Annotated in this window: 13 protein-coding genes and 1 riboswitch; of the genes, 3 read left to right on the top strand and 10 right to left on the bottom strand. The window is 54.1% G+C overall.

Features of this window, described 5'->3' with window-relative positions:
* Positions 1-112 precede the first annotated feature (112 nt).
* Positions 113-1,207 (top strand): nitric oxide synthase oxygenase, encoded by a 1,095-nt coding sequence (locus tag G477_RS18670; RefSeq protein ID WP_051287666.1) that lies wholly within the window; start codon positions 113-115, stop codon positions 1,205-1,207.
* Here G477_RS18670 and G477_RS0104165 read toward each other — a convergent pair whose 3' ends face one another.
* The 6 genes from G477_RS0104165 to ade form a co-directional block, all read right to left on the bottom strand.
* The gene (locus G477_RS0104165) at positions 1,208-2,215 is read right to left on the bottom strand and encodes a ThiF family adenylyltransferase (protein ID WP_026696877.1); all 1,008 of its coding nucleotides are present in this window, start codon (positions 2,213-2,215) and stop codon (positions 1,208-1,210) included.
* Positions 2,212-2,979: a thiazole synthase gene (locus G477_RS0104160; protein WP_026696876.1), complete on the bottom strand. Its 768-nt coding sequence runs from the start codon at positions 2,977-2,979 to the stop codon at positions 2,212-2,214. Before G477_RS0104160 ends, G477_RS0104165 begins: the two co-directional genes overlap by 4 nt.
* Positions 2,980-2,983: 4 nt before the next feature.
* Entirely contained in the window at positions 2,984-3,184 is a 201-nt protein-coding gene (gene thiS / locus G477_RS21445; RefSeq protein ID WP_026696875.1) for a sulfur carrier protein ThiS, read from the bottom strand.
* Complete coding sequence (gene thiO / locus G477_RS0104150) at positions 3,181-4,248, bottom strand: glycine oxidase ThiO (protein WP_026696874.1); 1,068 nt, start codon at positions 4,246-4,248, stop codon at positions 3,181-3,183. The genes thiS and thiO overlap by 4 nt, the downstream gene beginning before the upstream one ends.
* Positions 4,230-4,955 (bottom strand): thiamine phosphate synthase, encoded by a 726-nt coding sequence (locus G477_RS20445; RefSeq protein ID WP_156897281.1) that lies wholly within the window; start codon positions 4,953-4,955, stop codon positions 4,230-4,232. Before G477_RS20445 ends, thiO begins: the two co-directional genes overlap by 19 nt.
* Before the next feature lie 65 nt (positions 4,956-5,020).
* Positions 5,021-5,129, bottom strand: a riboswitch (TPP riboswitch).
* A 56-nt stretch (positions 5,130-5,185) separates the two neighbouring features.
* Positions 5,186-6,910: an adenine deaminase gene (gene ade, locus G477_RS0104140; protein ID WP_026696873.1), complete on the bottom strand. Its 1,725-nt coding sequence runs from the start codon at positions 6,908-6,910 to the stop codon at positions 5,186-5,188.
* Between the two features lie 173 nt (positions 6,911-7,083).
* Here ade and G477_RS0104135 point away from each other — a divergent pair, with 173 nt between their 5' ends.
* Complete coding sequence (locus tag G477_RS0104135) at positions 7,084-8,538, top strand: MDR family MFS transporter (RefSeq protein ID WP_026696872.1); 1,455 nt, start codon at positions 7,084-7,086, stop codon at positions 8,536-8,538.
* Between the two features lie 154 nt (positions 8,539-8,692).
* Here G477_RS0104135 and G477_RS0104130 read toward each other — a convergent pair whose 3' ends face one another.
* From G477_RS0104130 to G477_RS0104115, 3 genes are all read right to left on the bottom strand, one after another.
* A complete protein-coding gene (locus G477_RS0104130; RefSeq protein WP_245575397.1) occupies positions 8,693-10,483 on the bottom strand; it encodes an ABC transporter ATP-binding protein in 1,791 nt (596 codons plus the stop codon).
* A gap of 31 nt (positions 10,484-10,514) precedes the next feature.
* Positions 10,515-12,236, bottom strand: coding sequence for an ABC transporter ATP-binding protein (locus tag G477_RS0104125; protein WP_026696870.1), 1,722 nt, complete (start codon positions 12,234-12,236; stop codon positions 10,515-10,517).
* A 627-nt stretch (positions 12,237-12,863) separates the two neighbouring features.
* Positions 12,864-13,853: a DoxX family membrane protein gene (locus G477_RS0104115; RefSeq protein ID WP_026696869.1), complete on the bottom strand. Its 990-nt coding sequence runs from the start codon at positions 13,851-13,853 to the stop codon at positions 12,864-12,866.
* Positions 13,854-14,104: 251 nt separating this feature from the next.
* Between G477_RS0104115 and G477_RS0104110 the strand changes: the two genes are divergently transcribed.
* Positions 14,105-15,784 carry a glycoside hydrolase family 13 protein gene (locus tag G477_RS0104110; protein ID WP_026696868.1) on the top strand — a complete coding sequence of 560 codons (1,680 nt, stop codon included), beginning with the start codon at positions 14,105-14,107 and terminating at the stop codon, positions 15,782-15,784.
* A 207-nt stretch (positions 15,785-15,991) separates the two neighbouring features.
* Here the strand turns inward: G477_RS0104110 and G477_RS0104105 are convergent, their stop codons facing one another.
* The gene (locus tag G477_RS0104105) at positions 15,992-18,469 is read right to left on the bottom strand and encodes a diguanylate cyclase domain-containing protein (protein WP_026696867.1); all 2,478 of its coding nucleotides are present in this window, start codon (positions 18,467-18,469) and stop codon (positions 15,992-15,994) included.
* Positions 18,470-18,499 lie beyond the last annotated feature (30 nt).

Below are 18,499 nucleotides of genomic sequence, written 5' to 3'. Positions count from 1 at the left end.
GCTGCAGGCAGCTCCTGTTACAATTTTCGCACATTGTCTGCACTGCCGTCCTATCTTCGATCGTTGCATAGTATGATGTCACTATGACTTTATAGAAGGAGCGTTATGCATCATGCTGAAAGAACAAGCTGCCGCCTTCATTCGACAGTTTATGGAGGAAACCGCTTCCTCCGGAAGTGCCGACGCCCGAATACAGGCCATTCATGCCGACATTGACGCTACCGGTACATATACCCATACGCCAGCGGAATTAACCTTCGGCGCCCGCCTCGCCTGGAGAGAAGCCGACCGGTGCATCGGCAGGCTGTTCTGGCAGCAGCTGACCGTATTTGACGAACGGGAAACAACCTCGCCCGAAGCAGTACACCGGGCTTTGTCGAAGCATCTTACTTATGCCGCCAACGGAGGACGGATCCGCCCTGCTGTCACGATTTTTCCTCCAGCAGGACCTCAAGGGGATGCCCCGGTCCGCATTCAAAACCATCAGCTGCTTCGTTATGCGGGCTGGAAGGATGGGACCGGGGATCCGGCCTCCATCGAGATTACTGCCGAAGCAGAAAAAGCAGGCTGGCAGGCGGATCAACAGCCTTTTGCGCTTCTGCCACTCCTGCTCGACACGCCAAGGGGGAGACACTGCTTCTCGTGGCAGCCGGAAGTGGTGCAGGAAGTCTCGATCCGCCATCCACAGTACGACTTCTCCTCGCTGAACCTCCGCTGGTATACCGTTCCCGCTGTCTCCGACATGGAGCTGGTGATCGGCGGTATTGTCTATCCCGCCGCTCCGTTTAACGGATGGTACATGGGGACCGAAATCGGCGCCCGCAACTTTGCTGACCAGGGCCGGTACAACCAGCTTCCAGCAGTGGCAGACCTCCTCGGCCTCGACCGGCAGCGTCATGCCTCACTGTGGAAGGATGAAGCCTTAGTGGAACTTAATAAAGCCGTTCTTTTCTCGTTTCAGGAGGACCGCGTCAGTATCGTAGATCACCATACAGCCGCTCTGCAATTCGACTTGTTTCAAACAAAGGAAGCAGAAGCCGGACGCCGGGTGAACGGCGAATGGAGCTGGCTCATCCCGCCCCTGTCTCCCGCTGCCACGAGCGTCTTCCATCAGTCGTTTGAACAACGGACGTCTGCAGCAGCCTTCCGCTGGCCCGAGACGCACGGCGTGACGGTCTGCCCCTTCACAGGAGAAAGACGAAGCTGATCAGCTGCCGATATACCGTTGATAAAGGGAGAGGGCGGCAGACGGCTCCTGCGTGTTGTGCACGAGGGCCCGTCCATCGTGGAACAGCACCACCCGGTGGCCTTCCAGCTTCACCTGCATCAAATACGGATTTTCCTGCAGCTCGTAAGACGCCAGCGTCCGGCGCAGCTCTTCAAACGCGACATGTTTGGCTGGTCGGATCTGAACCGTATCCCGTCCGCACAGCACAGCTGTCTGTGTCCGTGCACCACGTTCCAGGTTCGGGTACACCGGATTTTCGCCACAGCTCGGGCAGTCGTGGCGTTTCAGCCGGTCGACCCCCATCGTTCGTGTTTCATTGGCCCAGACATCGTACTGGATGAGGCCATTTCGAAGCTGGTCTTCTGCGCCGGCCAGCAGTTTCAGTACTTCCGCTGTCTGATAGGACGCTGTCAGCTGCACGGCCGGACCGATAATCCCGGCGGTATCACACGTCTCGCCTCCCCCCGGAACCGTGCCGAGAATGCACTGCAGGCAAGGCTTCTTTCCGGGCAGTACTGTATAAGACAGCCCATAGGAAGAGACGCAGGCCCCGTATACGAACGGGATGCCTGCTTTTTGTGCGGCATCGTTAATGACCATTCTCGTTTCAAAATTATCAAGGCCGTCGATGATGACGTCAACATGGTCGTACGACTCCAGCAGCTCCGGAGTGATTTCTCCGATGATGCCGGTAATCTCCACGCTGCTGTTGATCTCCTTCAAGCGCTTTTCCGCAGCGGCTGCTTTCGGCATGCGGGCTTCAGCGTCCGCTTCCGTATACAGCTGCTGCCGCTGAAGGTTGGAAAACTCTACATAATCTCTATCTACGATCGTCACCGTGCCGACACCGGCGCGCACAAGCATCTCTGCCGCAGCACTTCCAAGTGCTCCCGCACCCGCAATCAGAATCTCGGCGGAAGCGATACGCGCCTGTCCGTCCGGGCCAATACCCGGGAAGCGGGTCTGTCGTGAATAGCGCTCGTTCATGATGTCGGACTCACTCCCTGCTGGGGACTGCTTGCCGTCGCCGTCATCTTCTTCGGGATGCGTCCGGCGTCAGCGCCCAGCTTTCCTGCGTGTACGGCCAGTTTCATCGCTTCTGCCATCTGAACCGGATTCTCTGCACGAGCGACAGCGGAATTCAACAGCACGCCGTCCGCACCGAGTTCCATGGCGTAAGCAGCATCAGACGGACTGCCGAGGCCGGCATCCACAATGATCGGCACTTCAGCCTGTTCGATAATGTGCTGGAGGTTATACGGATTGACGATACCAAGTCCTGAACCGATCGGCGACGCTGCAGGCATGACCGCGTGGCAGCCGAGTTCCTGCAGTTTCCGTGCCAGAACCACATCATCGGACGTATACGTGAGAACCGTAAATCCGTCAGCAAGCAGCTGTTCGGATGCCTTCAACGTTTCTACCGGGTCGGGGAGCAGTGTCCGGCTGCAGCCAATCACTTCGACTTTCACCATGTCACACAGCCCGGCTTCCCGCGCCAGCTTTGCCGTACGAACGGCTTCTTCCGCCGTGGCCGCGCCGGCGGTATTCGGCAGCAGCTCATATCGATCCAGATCCAGTCCGGCGAAGGCATCCTCTGCTGCATTCTCCAGCGACATCCGCCGCACCGCAAACGTCAGTACGTTCGTTTCCGATGCCTCGACGGCCTTCTTCTGCACTTCAGGACTGTCATATTTCCCTGTTCCCAGCATGAGACGGGAATGCAGTGTTTTCTCTCCAATTTTCAGCATAACGTCATCCTCCTCCTACGAAATGAACGATCTCCAGCTTGTCTCCATCCTGTACAGCGGTTTCTTCCCATTCTTCTTTTTTCAGTATATTGCCATTATGCTCGACGGCAATTCTTCCGCCGTCGACGCCGTAATGCGCCAACAATGCCGAAACGGTCGACGTTTGTTCGAGCTGTTCTTCTTTTCCATTAATAAGCAAGGTCATGTGAATACTTCCTCCTTTGAAAAAATCGCGAGCTGCTCCGGCCGGGCGCCGCCGGCAAGCCAGCTGGAAAGCAGGTTCCCTGTCAGCCCTGAAAGCAGGATGCCATTACGGTAATGCCCGAGACTGACGAAAAAACGATCGTCCCATTCGGCCACCGCCGGAATTCCGCTTCTGTGCTGCGGACGGATGCCGGCCCACGTTTCATGCAGTGGTGCGTCTGCTAGTTCCGGCACGATCGTGATCGCTGCAGCAAGCAGCCGCGTGATCGAAGCGGCCGTAACGTGGTCCGACGTGTCATTCACGGTTTCGGTGGCGCCGATAATGATACGGCCGTCTGCTTTCGGGACAAGATACACATCGTCTGTCACGATCGTTTCGGAGAACGGCTGCTGCTGCGGCAGCAGAGCAGCACACTCTCCTTTTACTGGATAGACTTCCGGTCCTTTTCCTGCCGGCAGGCCGGCCGCTCCCGGTGCTGCGAGAACCGCGTCGGCCTGGAACGTGTTGTCCCCGGCGTACACCATCCAGCCTGACGCTGTCTTCTCATAACCCGTGACCTCCGTATGCTCATGGAGCGCGCCTCCCAATGTCAAAAAGGAGAGCCGGAGCGCTTCGGCTGCCATTCGGGCATCGACCTGTGCCTCTTCAGGAAAATAGAGCAATGCTCCGGCTTCCTGGATGAAGGAGGCTGACGGATCGATCCACTGACTGGCTGCACCTGCCTGCTGGTGAGAGGCAGCCAGTTTTTCCAGTTCTGCCGTTTCCTTCTGATTGAAGGCGGCGCGGAAAGCACCTTCCTGCCGATAGCCGGTTGCAGCTCCGCTCCACTCTTCCAGTTTTCGATGAAAGGTTTTCCAGTACGCTCTCGCTTGCAGTGCAAAGGAGAGAACCTGGCTGTCCGCGTGCCGTTCAGTCTGCGCTCCAAGCATTCCAGCGGCTGCCCGCGTGGCGCCGGAGCCGGTACGGCCCTTCTCCAGCAGCGTCACGTTCATTCCTTTTTCAAGTGCATGGACGGCGGTGGACAAGCCGATGATGCCGCCGCCGATTACGATGACATGCTGCACATCAACGCCTCCTCTCTTAGTTCATACGCCGACTGTGCCGGATGTTCACTGCCAAATACGGCTGTGATCACAGCCGCGCCGGCTGCCCCGGCATGGGCTGCTTCCTGTAGTTTTCCCGGCTGGATGCCGCCGACGGCAATGACCGGAATCTGGACGGCCCGGCAGATCGCTTCCAGACCCGTTAATCCGAGCACGGACGCTGCTTCTTTTGACAAAGGCGGATACAGCGGACCGGCGATCACATAGGACGCGCCTTCCGCTTCGGCCTTTACGGCTGCTTCGGGAGTGTGCACGGACCTTCCCTGCATCCGGGGGTGTACCGGCATGACCTCCGGGAGATGCAGTCCGCAGTCGGTCACCGCAGCACCCGGGGTTTTCATATTGATGATCAGCTTCGTCTCCGCTTCCCACGCTGCAGCAGTCTGCTTCGTCGCTGCAGGGGACCAGGCTGGTTCTCGTATATGCACCGCATCAAGCCATGGGGCCGCTTCAGCAGCAGCCTGGAGCAGGTGATCCGGTGTCATGCTTCCTGTTGAAATCGCGTGCAGCAGCATGATTACTCCTTTCCACATCATCAGGCAGAACAAAAGCGCAAAGCGTCTTTTGATCGGAACATCGTGTTCCGCAGGCTTGTTAAGCGATGAAAGGCTTCTTCTCCACCCGCGCAGCGCGCGGCGCCCTCTCTCTCTCGATGAGAACGTATCCATTCCTTTTCCTGCAAAGTGAAAAAAAGCGCTCTCCCAGTGCAGGGAAAGCGCCACAGTGTGTACGTCTGTTTGTCTGCTCACTTCCCTACGCCAGCGTAAACTGGATCAGGTTCCGGGAGTCCCGGAGTTGTACTCCGATCTCAGCCCTTTTGAAGGGCACCTCCAGTGAATCTGCTTATGATGTTGTTTCTATAGTACTTGATGCATGCGCCTGAAGTCAACCGAAGCCGTTAGAGATGCACCGAGACGTGCTCTCCTGCTTCGGCGTCGAAGTACCCCATATCTGTTAATTTCAGTGATGGAATGACGGGCAGGCACATGAAGGAGAGGGCTGATAAAGGATTAAAGTCTCCGCTGAATCCGAGCTCTCGGAACGCTTCTTCCACTGCGGTCAGTTCAGCCGCTGCTTCTTCCGCAGGTTTCATCGACATGAGCCCTGCGAGTGGAAGCGGCATTTCTGCCGTAATCTGCCCGTTCTTGACCAGAACAAGTCCTCCCTGAAGCTCACGAATACGATCGGCTGCAATCCGGATATCGTTATCCTCGTATCCGGCAGCGACAAGGTTATGGGAATCATGAGCGACGGTGAGAGCAAACGCGCCGGTATCAAAAGTCAGTCCCCTAATAAATCCGAGGCCGATGCTGCCTTTCTGCTGATGGCGTTCCATCACTGTCATTTTCATGATGTCCTGTGCCGGGTCTGCCAGCAGCTGGCCGTCTTTTTCCGGTAGATGGACAGCCGCATGACCGGTGACGATGCTGTTTGGTTCGTAGTCGATACAGCGGACAGCCCCGCTGCCGGCCGCAACAGCAAGAGCATCTTCCGACAGCGGGGTCGTCTGCACGGAATGAGTGAGCCGCTCCGGCACGTCGACCGGTGGTGCTTCCGCTTCTGTCAATTCGCCGTGTTCAGCACGTTTTACACCGTTCGTGTAGACCGCCTGCACTTGAAGGGACTCGAGATCATCAAGAATAACAAGATCAGCATCATATCCCGGAGCAACCACGCCTTTTTCCTGAAGGCCGAAGCATTCTGCCGCATTCACCGTAGCAAGCTGCAGCGCGGTGAGCGGATCCATTCCATAGGAAACGGCCAGACGGATGCTGTCGTCGATACTGCCGTCAGCGAGCAGGGCATCCAGGTGCTTGTCGTCGGTGCAGAAAAGAAAACGGCGCGCGTTTGCTTCTGTCACCGCAGGGAGCAGGGCTTCGAGATCTTTCGCCGCCGACCCTTCCCTGATCATCACATACATGCCGCGGCGGATGCGGTCCAGCGCTTCGGATGCGGTCGTGCATTCGTGGTCAGTCTGCACGCCGGCAGCCGTATACACGTTCACTTGATGTGGCGTGAAACCGGCACCGTGTCCATCGATGTTGCCGCCAGCGGTCGCTGCGTCCTTGATCTTCTGCATCATATCAGGTGAGGACGCAGCAACCGATGGATAATCCATCACCTCTGCCAATCCGATCACCTGGTTGTTCTCATACAGCGGCAGCAGATCGGCAGCGGTCAGGACAGCACCGCTGTTCTCAAACGGCGTCGCCGGAACACAGGATGGCAGCATGAAATACGTGTTGAGCGGGGTTCTCGCTGCGTCATCCAGCATGTACTGCACCCCTTCGATACCGCCTACGTTGGCTATTTCGTGAGGATCGGTGATGACACTCGTCACCCCGTGGCGCAGGAGCACGCCGCCAAAACGGACCGGGGAGACCATAGAGGACTCAATATGCACATGGCCGTCAATGAATCCCGGAGCCAGATACCGCCCCTTCATCTCTACTTCCTCCCGGCCTTCATAGGAGCCGATCCCGACGATTTTTCCGTCCGTCACCGCCACGTCCGCTGTTTCAATCTCTTTGGATAGAACATGGACGACCTGGGCTTGTTTAAAGACAAGATCCGCCGGTTTCTGTTTATCGGCAGTCTGAATCTGGTTAAGTTGATTTGTCATACTGTTCACTTCCTCTCTCGTTCCACTCATTATACGAAACAAGAGGTCTGACGTCTACGCTTTCGTTAGAAAATCGAACGATAACGTTCCATCGCCTTGGAGCGGGACCGCTTTCGTGCTAAGATGAAAAAAGTGACTTTACATAAGTAAGCAGCGAAAGAAGGAATGCGGTCATGTCGGACATACCCAAAAAGAATATACTGATGGCTGCCATTCTGCTGACCGGTACGTTTATTACGATACTGAATCAGACGCTCATGATCACAGCGCTGCCACCGATCATGAATGAATTCAACATAACGGAAAACACGGCCCAGTGGCTCACGACGGTGTTCATGCTCGTGAACGGCATCATGATTCCGATCAGTGCTTTTCTCATCGAAAAATTCACGACGAGGCAGCTGTTCATGACAGCGATGATGACGTTTATTATCGGCACAATCATCAGCGGCCTCTCAGACAGCTTCGGCCTGCTGATTACCGGCCGCGTCATTCAGTCGGCCGGTGCCGGCATTATGATTCCACTGATGCAGACGGTCTTCCTCCTCATTTTTCCTGTGGAGCGGCGCGGCACCGTCATGGGCTTTGTCGGATTGACGATTTCCTTTGCTCCGGCACTAGGTCCGTCTGTCTCCGGGTACATCACCGAGTTTTACGACTGGCGCGTGCTGTTCTGGGCTGTCCTGCCGCTGATACTCCTCATCACGATTTTCGCCTGGTTCGTACTGGAGAACGTGACCGAGCAGAAGAACCCGAAAGTGGATCCCGTGTCGATCATCATGTCCTCCTTCGGTTTCGGGGGACTGCTCTACGGATTTACGAGTGCCGGCAATAACGGCTGGACAGCTCCGATTACGCTCTTGACCCTTGGCGCAAGCGGCATCATCCTTTTTCTTTTCATCCGACGCCAGCTCGCCATGATCCATCCGATGCTGGAGTTCCGCGTGTTTCGGCTGCGGACGTTCACGATTGCGACGATCATCGGGATGATCGGGTTTCTTGGACTGATCGGCATGGAGACACTCATTCCTCTCTACATGCAGGAAATGCGCGACTTCACGCCGCTTGAATCTGGACTTGCTCTGCTGCCCGGCGCGCTTATTTCCGGGTTCATGTCGCCTTTGACAGGGTACATCTTTGATAAAATCGGTGCCCGGAAGCTCGCTTTTACAGGCCTGACGATCATGACGATCGCCACGGCGGCGTTTGTCTTTGTCGATATCTATGCGACCATCACGCTGCTGGCGCTGTTGTTCGCCATTCGGATGTTCGGCTTTTCCATGGTGATGATGCCGGTAACCACCTCTGCTTTGAACGAGCTGCCGAAAAAAGTCATCCCGCACGGGGCTGCCATGAACAATACGATGCGTCAGATCGCCGCTTCGGTCGGTACCGCTCTGCTCGTGACGATCATGACGACGACAGCGCAGCAGGTACAGACGGATTCACCGGATACGACGCCGGATATCATCGGAATGAATGCCGCAATGCTCGTGATCGCCCTGCTCACTTTCATCGGACTGCTCCTCGCGTTCTTCCTGAAAGAAACGACGCCGATGTCGGATGAAGAGTGGGATGCCAACGAAGGGCGTGCTCCAGGAATGGAAGCACCGGATCAGCGGCAGTAAGCACGAAACCCCCATCCCATGGATGAAAACGGATATCTTTCTCAACCGCGAAAAGAACCCCTCAGCCAAAAATACAGCTGAGGGGTTCTTTACTCGTATCACGATCCACCACATTCAAGCGAACGCAGGCGGTTACTTCTCTGTGTAAGCGGGATCAGGACGAAAGCGTCGCAGGGGAGCCCGATTCGTGCTGGCTTTTGACCAGATCGGCATAACGGCCGTCCTCGGTCATCAGCTCTACGTGGCTGCCCTTCTCCACAATACCACCCTGTTCCATAACGATAATCTGATCGGCTGCCTGAATCGTATTTAACCGATGAGCAATCACGATGCTCGTCCGGCCTTTCATCAGCCGCTGGAGGGCTTCCTGGATTTTCAACTCGGTAATGGTGTCAATGCTGCTGGTGGCCTCATCCAATATAAGAATGTCCGTATCCGCCAGCAGGGCGCGGGCAATAGCGAGCAGCTGCCGCTGTCCCTGACTGATGCCTCCGCCTTCCGCATCGATCCTTGTATCGTAGTCATCCGGCAGCCGCCGGATAAAGCCGTCTGCATTCGCATCCGCTGCGGCCTGCAGCACTGCGTCATCCGATGCATTCAACCGGCCGTACCGGATGTTCTCCCGGATGGTCCCTTCAAAGAGAAAAGAATCCTGCAGTACGAATGCCATCTGGCCCCGCAGTGCTTCTTTATCAATGCTGCGGATATCACTTCCGCCAATTCGAATCGTTCCCTCCTGCGGATCGTAGAAGCGGGCCAGCAGGCTGATGGTCGTCGTTTTCCCCGCCCCGGTCGGTCCAACCAGTGCGACGGTCTGTCCTTCCTCTGCTTGAAAGGTCACGTCATGCAGAATCGTTTCTTCTTCATAAGCAAAGGTGACGTGGTCAAACGCAATCGAAGCTCCCGGGAGTCGGCGGACTTCCTCCCCCTCTCTGCGCTCGCTTTCTTCATCGATGATCGAAAACACCCGCTCTGCCCCGGCAATAGCAGACAGCAGTACATTCACCTGGTTCGCAAGGTCATTCAGCGGTCTGGTGAACTGTCTGGCGTATTCTGCGAAAATCACGATAACCCCGATGGTGATCATCCCATTGAGCGCGAGCAGGCCGCCGAATCCGGCAATCACAGCAAAGCTGACATTATTGAGCATGTTCATCAGCTTCGGAATAAAGCCGGAAATGGTCTGTGCCCAAAAAGCGGCCTGAAACAAGGCTGCGTTCCGTTCCTCAAACGAACGGATGACCCGTTCTTCCTGCGAGAACGATTTGATGATTCGCTGGCCGGACATGGTTTCCTGCACGTAGCCTGTCATTTCCCCGAGACGCTTCTGCTGGGCTTTGAATAGGGGAGCTGTCCGTTTCGTGATCCATTTCATCCCGAACACCATCGCCGGGACAATCGTCAGCGTGATGAACGTCAGCAGCGGACTTAAGTACAACATCACAATCAGAATGCCTCCGAGAGTGAGCACACTCTGCACAATCTGAATGATGGAGCTGTTCAACGTGTTGCTGATGTTGTCTACATCATTCGTAATCCGGCTCATCAGTTCGCCGTGCCTGCGCTTATCAAAAAAAGCGACCGGAAGCTGCTGCAGCTGATCAAACAGCGAGGTACGGATATCATAGACCGTCCGCTGCGAAACTTGGATCATCCAGAAATGCTGCAGAAAGACGGATAAAGAATGAAGAAGGTAGACCGCTGCGAGGGCAGCGAGAACAAATCCGATCATACCCAGATCACCGTCTACAAGGAATTCATCCACCGAGAGGCCGACAATAAGTGGACCCGCCAACGCCATCAAGGAACTGACGGCAATCATCAGCACAACAACGGACAGCTTCCCACGACTTTTCAACAGGTACCGGCCGATCCGGCCGAGGGTGCCTTTCCAATCTTCGGCCCGCTTCTTATCAGCCTGCTCTTCCGCTGCAGCAGGTTCCATTCTTTTCTGCTTAAATGGATCGGTCCATGGATTACCCAAGTCCGGCACCCCCTTCTCCATATTGGGAACGGTAAATCGCCTGATACAATTCTGATGTCCGCAGCAGTTCCTCGTGCGTCCCTTCCGCCTGCAGACGACCTTCATCCAGCAGCAGGACATAATCCGCTTCCAGAGTCGTACTCATCTTCTGCGTTACCATGATCGTCGTGCACCGGTACCGCCGGAGTGCTTCGAGCAGCCGTTTCTCCGTTTTCACATCCAGCGCACTCGTACTGTCATCAAGCAGCAGCACAGCCGGCCGGCGCAGCAGCGCTCTGGCAATCGAGAGGCGCTGCTTCTGTCCTCCCGAGAGGTTCACGCCGCGCTGTCCCACCCGCGTGTCCAGACCGTCAGGCAGCTCCTGAATCGTATCGTGAATCTGAGCATCTTTGAGTACCTGCTCCATCTCCTCCCGAGTGGCTCCTTCCCTGCCCCACTGGAGGTTTTCTGTTATCGTTCCGGTAAACAGCATCGCCTCCTGCGGTACATAACCGATTTGTGTACGAAGGCTTCGACGCTTTAGATCCGGCAGCTTCCTGCCGTCCATTCGGACTTCTCCTGCTGTCGGATCGTGCAGACGAGGCAGCAGCTGGACGAGCGATGTTTTCCCGGAGCCGGCAGCCCCCAGCACAGCAATCCGTTCACCAGGGTCCGCGCGGAAGCTGATATCTGTGAGCGCCTCCTGTTCTATCCCCGGATACTGAAACGAGACGCCGCGGAACTCAACTTCCCCCTGCAGCATCGGCGCTTCGTCCCTTCCATCTTCCATTTCATCCTCCGCCTGCAGCACGTCGGATACCCGGTCTGCAGACGCCTTTGCCCGGGAAAAAATAATAACGATCATCGAAAAAATCGACAGGGCACCGGTCATTCTCGTAATGTAGTTGATGACAGCTACGACTTCCCCGACGGACATTCCTCCTGTGTTTACGCCTGCTGTACCAAACCAGAGCACTGCCATGATACTTCCATTCATTAAAAGAAGCACAAGCGGCATCGACACCTCGACCAGCCGCATCGTTTTCACGGTGGAGGACTGGAGGTCGGCAGAGGCCTCATGGAAACGGGAGGATTCATATGGTCTGCGGGCAAACGCTTTGACGAGCCGGATAGCTGTCAGGTTCTCCTGTGCTGTATTGTTCACAGCATCGACGCGCTGCTGTACTCGTTTAAACATTCCTGCAGCTTTTTTCATGATCCAGACGAGAAGTCCAGCCAAAAGAGGTACCGTTACAGCAAGCACAAGTGCCAGCTGCCATTGGACGAAAAAAGCCATCACCAGCGAACCGACCACCAGCAGCGGCGCTCTAAGAATAATTCTTAGACTCATAAAGATGGTGTTCTTCAGCTGATTGATATCATTCGTCACTCTCGTGAGAAGAGAGGCTGTCGGAAACTGCTGGAACTGCTGGAAAGAGAACGTCTGTACCCGGCTGAATACATCAGACCGCAGCTGTCTGCCGGTATGCTGACTGGCATAAGAAGCATAGAACGAATTGATGATTCCCGCAGCAAACGCAACGAAGGATAAGGCGAGCATCACGCCGCCCCAGAAGAGCACGACCGACATATCCTCCATCATGATGCCTTCATCAATAATCCGGGCAATCAAGAGTGGCTGCACCAGCTCTACCGTGAGCTCTACGAGCGTTAAAAACAGCGCAGCGCCTACGGCAATTTTATATTTCTTTAAGTAACTCCAAAGTAAGACCATCTTGTATGTTTCCTTCCTGAAAAAGCTTCTTCCAGCTTACCACAAAAATTTTCAGCCTCGAAAGAATTTACTGAAAACGGAGGTTCAAAGAGATGTCGAAAAGCTGGTGTCGTTCTGCGAATGACCTATCAGGACTAAATAATAGGAAGCGTCAAAGAATATATTCGGAGAACAGAGTACTGGCGTGGCTGTCGCTACAGGCGGGCAGAGGCATACCACTGTGTTGAAAAGACTGCCCTTTTCCCTCCGGCACCACTGCGACCGTCACTGCCATCTAAACGTGTGCCCCATGATTTAATCAGCCTCCTTGAATTAGAACGACTCTCTGCATCAGGAAGCATTTGCTGTGGCATAAGGTACGGGTTCTTTGACGTGTACAAAAAGTATCCCTCCACGTGCGATCAAAAACGCGAAGCGCCTTTGGGTCGGAGCGGTGTGCACCTTCGCTGCATGCATTGCGGCAGAAGAAAAAGGCTAATGTTTCTTCCGGTTCAGCGCACGAAGACGCCCTCTCCCTGTATGAACATTTATACATTCTTATTACTTTCATAAAAACGGCCCTCATCAGAAATGAGAGCCGTCATAAACTATTCCATAAGACACTCTGTTATACCCTCTGCCAGGTCATCAAGCAAAACGGTAATAAAGCAGGAAGATCAGCGCGAGTGCTAAAATAAATTGGATTGTGAGAAAGGAAGCATTTTTCCATCGCTTTTCTTCATAGGATACCGGCGGCTTGTAAAACGTGCGACCTTCAATGATAAACGTCAGCAGAATGATGTGAATCGGGAAATGCCCGATTAATTCCAACCATCCGAATAAAAGCGTGGTAGAGAGGAAAATCAGGTTCAGCCCCACTGCCAGCAGCCGGTTCAGGACTCCAATGATCAGAAGGAAGCCAACCAGAAACTCAATGAATCCGGTCATCATCGCAAACGTCTCAGCGGAAAATCCGAACGTTGGTACATCATGATTCTGCACAATATCTCTTGCCATACCTGGATAAACCCATTTCTCTGCAGCCACCCAGCACAACGACAGACCGGTGGTGAAATAAAGGACAGGAAAATTCCAGTTCATCGCTCTTGTGCGGTGAAGCAGCAGCACATAGAAAATACCTAAGTAAAAGAGATAATCGAGCATATGAAACCAGCCGTACTCCATCGTAGTCAGCCCGAAGAGAAGCAGCAGCACTAAGGCACCAGCTCTAGCTGTGATTCTCCACGGGAGCAGCAGCAGCAGAACACTAAGCCATCCACCATAGGAGATGATGCCGTCCGGGTTCAGCAGCTCCGGTGCGAATAATCCATCGGTAAACTGCTGAATGAGAATCGATACTGCCGTGCCGTACTGAATAATCCAATACGAATAAGGCTGGAGCTTGGATAATCCGAAATCCATTTGATCCAACGATGTTTTATTTTCCATCGTCGTCACGATAAAGGGGAGTGTCCCCAGTGCCAATGCCGACAGCAGTGCTGTCAGAAAGAAAGGTCCATCCAGCACCTGCTCGATCGGTGCTCTCTCCGCTTCCGCTTCCGTAAACCATTTGACATGAGCTGCCGCTGTTCCGGCCGGAATCAGGAACAGCACCACCGCCATCAACCATCGCAGCATATCATCCCTCCTATTCTTCCCAATTCCTATTCCTTTTTCTGGGCCCTTACTAAACCACATCCCTCCTTATTATTATGCCTGAAACATTTCACACCGGTAATTGTTTTTTCTTTGTGAATACGTTATCATGAAGAAGCACATGACAAAGAGCAGACCGGCTCTTTTTCTTTTTTTATCAAAATGGAAAACCGGTTGCACAACTTTTGGTATATACACAGCATGGATTTAACTACGTGAATGAGGTGACCCACATGGAGGAAAAAGTCTGGTGGAAAGAAGCAGTCGGCTATCAAGTGTATCCGAGAAGCTTCCAGGACAGCAATGGCGATGGATTCGGCGATCTGCAGGGAATGATCAGCCGGCTCGACTACTTACAGGATTTAGGTATCGATTTTATCTGGATCTGCCCAATGTACAAATCGCCGCTGGATGACAACGGCTACGATATTTCTGATTACAAAGACATACTGGAAGATTTCGGTACGATGGATGATTTTGATCAGCTGCTGGAAGAGTGCCACCAGCGTGGCATGAAACTGATCATCGACCTTGTGTTAAACCATACGAGCGATGAGCACCCGTGGTTTATCGAATCCCGCTCCAGCAGAACAAACCCGAAACGGGACTGGTACATCTGGCGTGACGGTAAAAACGGCGGCGAGCCGAATAACTGGGAGAGCATTTTCGGCGGAAGCGCCTGGGAATATGACGAACAGACCGATCAGTACTACCTCCACGTCTTCAGCCGCCGCCAGCCGGATTTGAACTGGGAGAACGAAGAAGTACAGGAAGCACTGTTTGAAACCGTCAACTGGTGGCTCGACAAAGGGGTGGATGGTTTCCGGATCGATGCGATCAGTCACATCAAAAAGCGGCCCGGTTTTCCGGATATGCCGAATCCGAATAAACAAAAATACGTCTCCTCTTTTGACATGCACATGAATCAGGAAGGCATCCATGAATTCCTGAAAAAGTTTAAAGACAACACCTACAGCCGCTATCCGCATGCGATGACCGTCGGCGAAGCCAACGGGGTCAGTGTGGATGAAGCACACCTCTGGGTAGGAGAAACCGGCAAGATGGATATGGTCTTTCAATTTGAGCACCTTGACCTCTGGGACGAGGATGCCGAGCAGGGACTCGATATCGTCAACTTGAAGAAGGTCCTCTCCAGCTGGCAGAACGGGCTCGAACAGGATGGATGGAACGCCCTCTTCATTGAGAACCATGATAAGGCCCGCGTCGTATCTACCTGGGGAAGCGACAGCACGTACTGGAAGGAGAGTGCCACGGCCCTCGGTGCCATGTACTTCCTGATGCGTGGAACGCCGTATATTTATCAAGGACAGGAAATCGGCATGACGAACATTTACTTCGACTCCATCGACGATTATGATGATGTCGCTGCTAAAAACGAATACAAGGAAATGGCCGCGGAAGGTCGCGGGGAAGAAGCACTCCAGCGTCTAGCAAAAACATCACGGGACAACAGCCGCACGCCGATGCAGTGGTCGAGCGGCAATCAGGCCGGATTCACGACCGGAACGCCTTGGCTGAAGATTAACCGGAACTACACCGAGATCAACGTCGCAGATCAGCTGAAGGACCCCCGCTCCATTCTGCAGTTCTATAAGCAGATGATTCACCTGCGCCGCACCCATCCGCTGTTTGTATACGGCAGCTATCACCTTCTGATGCCGGAAGACGAGCAGGTATTTGCCTATGAGAGAGAACTGGATGGGCAAAAAGCGGTCGTCGTTACGAACCTGACGCCATCGTCTGCCGTGTTCCAAACAGACAGCACGCTCCTCTCCTCCGAACAGCTGATTCTTCACAACTATGAAGAAACTGCCGTCTATTATGATAATGCGGAAATCACGCTGCGGCCGTTCGAGGCACTCGTCTTTCTACAGAAGTCTGACGGTCAATAAAACCAACGTTGTCACCCCCGCCGGGCGCTTTCCCGGGCGGGGGTATTTTGTCTGCAGCAGCGATCTGCTCCGCACGTGTTCTTTTTACAGCCGGCACCGAGCAAGCGCCAGGAAGCCTTCGCGCTTTTTTACAGCCGGTCTGACTTTGTTTTTATCAGCCATGTGCCGGATGGACGCTCTCACGTTCCGCCCTTTCACGGACGCTGCCTATTCCATATCCCATACATACGCCATCTCCGGCTCATACAGCTGCATGCCGCTTTTGCCACGACGCTTTTTGTAGTACATCGCTTTGTCGGCATTGCTCAGCAGTTCTTCGACGGTGCTTCCATGATCAGGATAGAGCACGGCACCGATCGACGCTTTGACGGAAATCATACTCCCGCCGATGGACGCCTCGCCCTGAAACACGTTCATCATGTTGCTTACCGCCGTGTGGAGATGTTCTTCTGACGTCAGATGAGAAAAGACAACTAGAAATTCGTCTCCAGCCATTCTCGCGACGATATCACTCTTACGAACGACCTCGCTCAGCTTCTCCGCCGTATAGACGAGCAGCTGATCACCGATGTCGTGACCGAATTGATCATTGATGGCCTTGAAATTATCGAGGTCGATGAACAGCAGACCGAGCTTCTCGCCTGTTTTGCTGCAGTGCAGAATTTCCTGCTCGAGCCGGTCAAACAGCATTCTCCGGTTGGGAAGTCCAGTAAGCGAATCGTGATAAGCCATCTCTTCCATTTTTTTCGCAAGTTTCCGGTACTGCTTCTCGCTTTCCTGCAGGGCGAGCTGATTTCTGCGACTCTCTGTCACATCTGTGAGGTGCCCGCTCCAGATAACGGAGCCATCAGCCTGCTTTTCTGGAGTGGAAGCTGCGTGAATCCATTTATACTCCGAGCGGCTGTCCATGATCACCCGGTATGTCTCATCAAACTGAGTTAGCTGCTCCCGGGAGACATCCATCGCACCGATGATCGTCTCCCGGTCTTCCGGATGGATCAGAGGTGGAATCTCCATGTTCTTGATCTGCTCCGGATCGTAATCCGTCACGCCGAACAGGTCCGACAGATTGCCCGCAGCCGTCAGGAAGCGGTACTCTCCGGGCGAAGGGGATATACACTGATAAATGACCCCCGGCAGCCGATGCGATATTTCACTGATCATCTTTTCCCGGTTCTTCAGCGCTTCCTCTTTCTCTATGAGCTCTGTCACATCATAAATATAGCCGTAAAAGCGGATGGTCCGTCCGTCTAGTTTGGATGGATTCGCATTCCCGCGCACCCAGCGGATCCCGTGGGTCGGATGAATGATGCGGTAATCGATGCTCCAGCGTGTTTCTTCTGCAGCCGATTGATCTATCGATTCTTTCACGAGAGCCAGGTCCTCCGGGTGGATCCGGTCAAACACTTTCTCGACCTGATAATACGCTTCCCATGGTGTTACCTCGATCAGCTCCCAGATCCCTTTCGATGCCAGGCTGAACCGGTACGTCCCGTCTTGATGCACGTCAAACTGGTACAGCATCCCCGGAACCTGGGAGAACAGCCGGCGCATACGTTCTTCACTTTCCTTCAAAGCGAGTTCCTGCTTTTTTTCTTCCGTAATATCCGATATATGACCGTGCCAGATCACACGTCCATCCGGATAAAACGACGGTTTCGCACGTCCGCGCAGCCAGCGGACCTGATTGCCGGCGATGGTAATCCGGAATTCTTTCTTCCAGATTGTGCGGCGGGTATGCGATTCCTGCAGAGACATCATCACCTCGTCATAATCAGCATGGTGGACAGCAGTGAAAACGGTTGCCTGATCCTGTTCAAAACGACGCGCCGAGACCCGGAATACGTCGAGAAACCCGTCGGAGTGATAAGGAAAAGAGTAGGTTCCCGCGGCATCCTTCTGTAACTGAAAGATCCCCCCGGGCATCTGGTCTGTCACATGCTCGAGCAGCATTTCCCGCTCCTGAACCTGCTGCTCTTTCCATGTTTGGTGAGTCATATCATGCGCCGTGCCGTAGATGGCTCCATCCGCTGCATGCAGGTGCCATTCCAGCACACTGAACGACCTGTTTTTATTCATTATGCCGCACACGTAGTGACGTACACGTGCTCCGCTGCGGACATGGGACAGCTGTTCGAAAAAGTCCTTCCGGTCGTCCTCACGGATCAGCTGCTCCAGCGGGGTGCCGAGCAGCTCCTGCCGTGAAAAGCCGGTGACTTCTGTCCACTCTGGGTTGACCTCGAGCAGCCTGTTCTCTTCGTTCAGCCGGAACATCATTCCGAGGTTCCCGTTAAAGAAAGAATCAAGCGCCGTGATCTTCTCTTTTTCTTCGGTAATATCAATGAAGATGACGGAGAAGTATGTTTCATTCTCCGGGATGATCTGGACACGGAACCATCGCTTCAGCGGAAAAGAAAAACGCTCGACCGTCTTTTTCTTCTGTTCAGAAAGGGCCGAGGCGTACATCTCCACCCAGGCCTCATGATCTTCTTCCCGCGTGTCCAAAAGCTGCTGCATACGGCTTCCTGACACGTCATGACTGGGAATCCCCAGGATGTCAGCCATCTTCTTATTGATGTCCAGCAGTTGATAATCCACGGCTCTGCCGTGACTGTAGATCATTCTCTGATACGCATATCCTACCGGCATATCGGAAACAACTTCTGCATAAAAGTCCTGATCCATGTGCAGTCTCCCCCCGCTCTTCGTCCTCTC

It is taken from the genome of Alkalicoccus chagannorensis DSM 18086 (genome assembly GCF_000429725.1).
Taxonomy (GTDB): Bacteria; Bacillota; Bacilli; order Bacillales; family Salisediminibacteriaceae; genus Alkalicoccus; species Alkalicoccus chagannorensis.
The sequence above is the reverse complement of the archived record's forward strand: the minus strand, read 5'-3'. Positions and strand labels throughout refer to the sequence as shown.

What these genes read in the sequence shown, in the direction of transcription:
- G477_RS18670 (WP_051287666.1), top strand. Translation starts at nt 113, where the DNA reads ATGCTGAAAGAACAAGCTGCCGCCTTCATTCGACAGTTTATGGAGGAA.
- G477_RS0104165 (WP_026696877.1), bottom strand. Translation starts at nt 2,215, where the DNA reads ATGAACGAGCGCTATTCACGACAGACCCGCTTCCCGGGTATTGGCCCG.
- G477_RS0104160 (WP_026696876.1), bottom strand. Translation starts at nt 2,979, where the DNA reads ATGCTGAAAATTGGAGAGAAAACACTGCATTCCCGTCTCATGCTGGGA.
- thiS (WP_026696875.1), bottom strand. Translation starts at nt 3,184, where the DNA reads ATGACCTTGCTTATTAATGGAAAAGAAGAACAGCTCGAACAAACGTCG.
- G477_RS20445 (WP_156897281.1), bottom strand. Translation starts at nt 4,955, where the DNA reads ATGGATACGTTCTCATCGAGAGAGAGAGGGCGCCGCGCGCTGCGCGGG.
- ade (WP_026696873.1), bottom strand. Translation starts at nt 6,910, where the DNA reads ATGACAAATCAACTTAACCAGATTCAGACTGCCGATAAACAGAAACCG.
- G477_RS0104135 (WP_026696872.1), top strand. Translation starts at nt 7,084, where the DNA reads ATGTCGGACATACCCAAAAAGAATATACTGATGGCTGCCATTCTGCTG.
- G477_RS0104130 (WP_245575397.1), bottom strand. Translation starts at nt 10,483, where the DNA reads ATGGAACCTGCTGCAGCGGAAGAGCAGGCTGATAAGAAGCGGGCCGAA.
- G477_RS0104125 (WP_026696870.1), bottom strand. Translation starts at nt 12,236, where the DNA reads ATGGTCTTACTTTGGAGTTACTTAAAGAAATATAAAATTGCCGTAGGC.
- G477_RS0104115 (WP_026696869.1), bottom strand. Translation starts at nt 13,853, where the DNA reads ATGCTGCGATGGTTGATGGCGGTGGTGCTGTTCCTGATTCCGGCCGGA.
- G477_RS0104110 (WP_026696868.1), top strand. Translation starts at nt 14,105, where the DNA reads ATGGAGGAAAAAGTCTGGTGGAAAGAAGCAGTCGGCTATCAAGTGTAT.
- G477_RS0104105 (WP_026696867.1), bottom strand. Translation starts at nt 18,469, where the DNA reads ATGGATCAGGACTTTTATGCAGAAGTTGTTTCCGATATGCCGGTAGGA.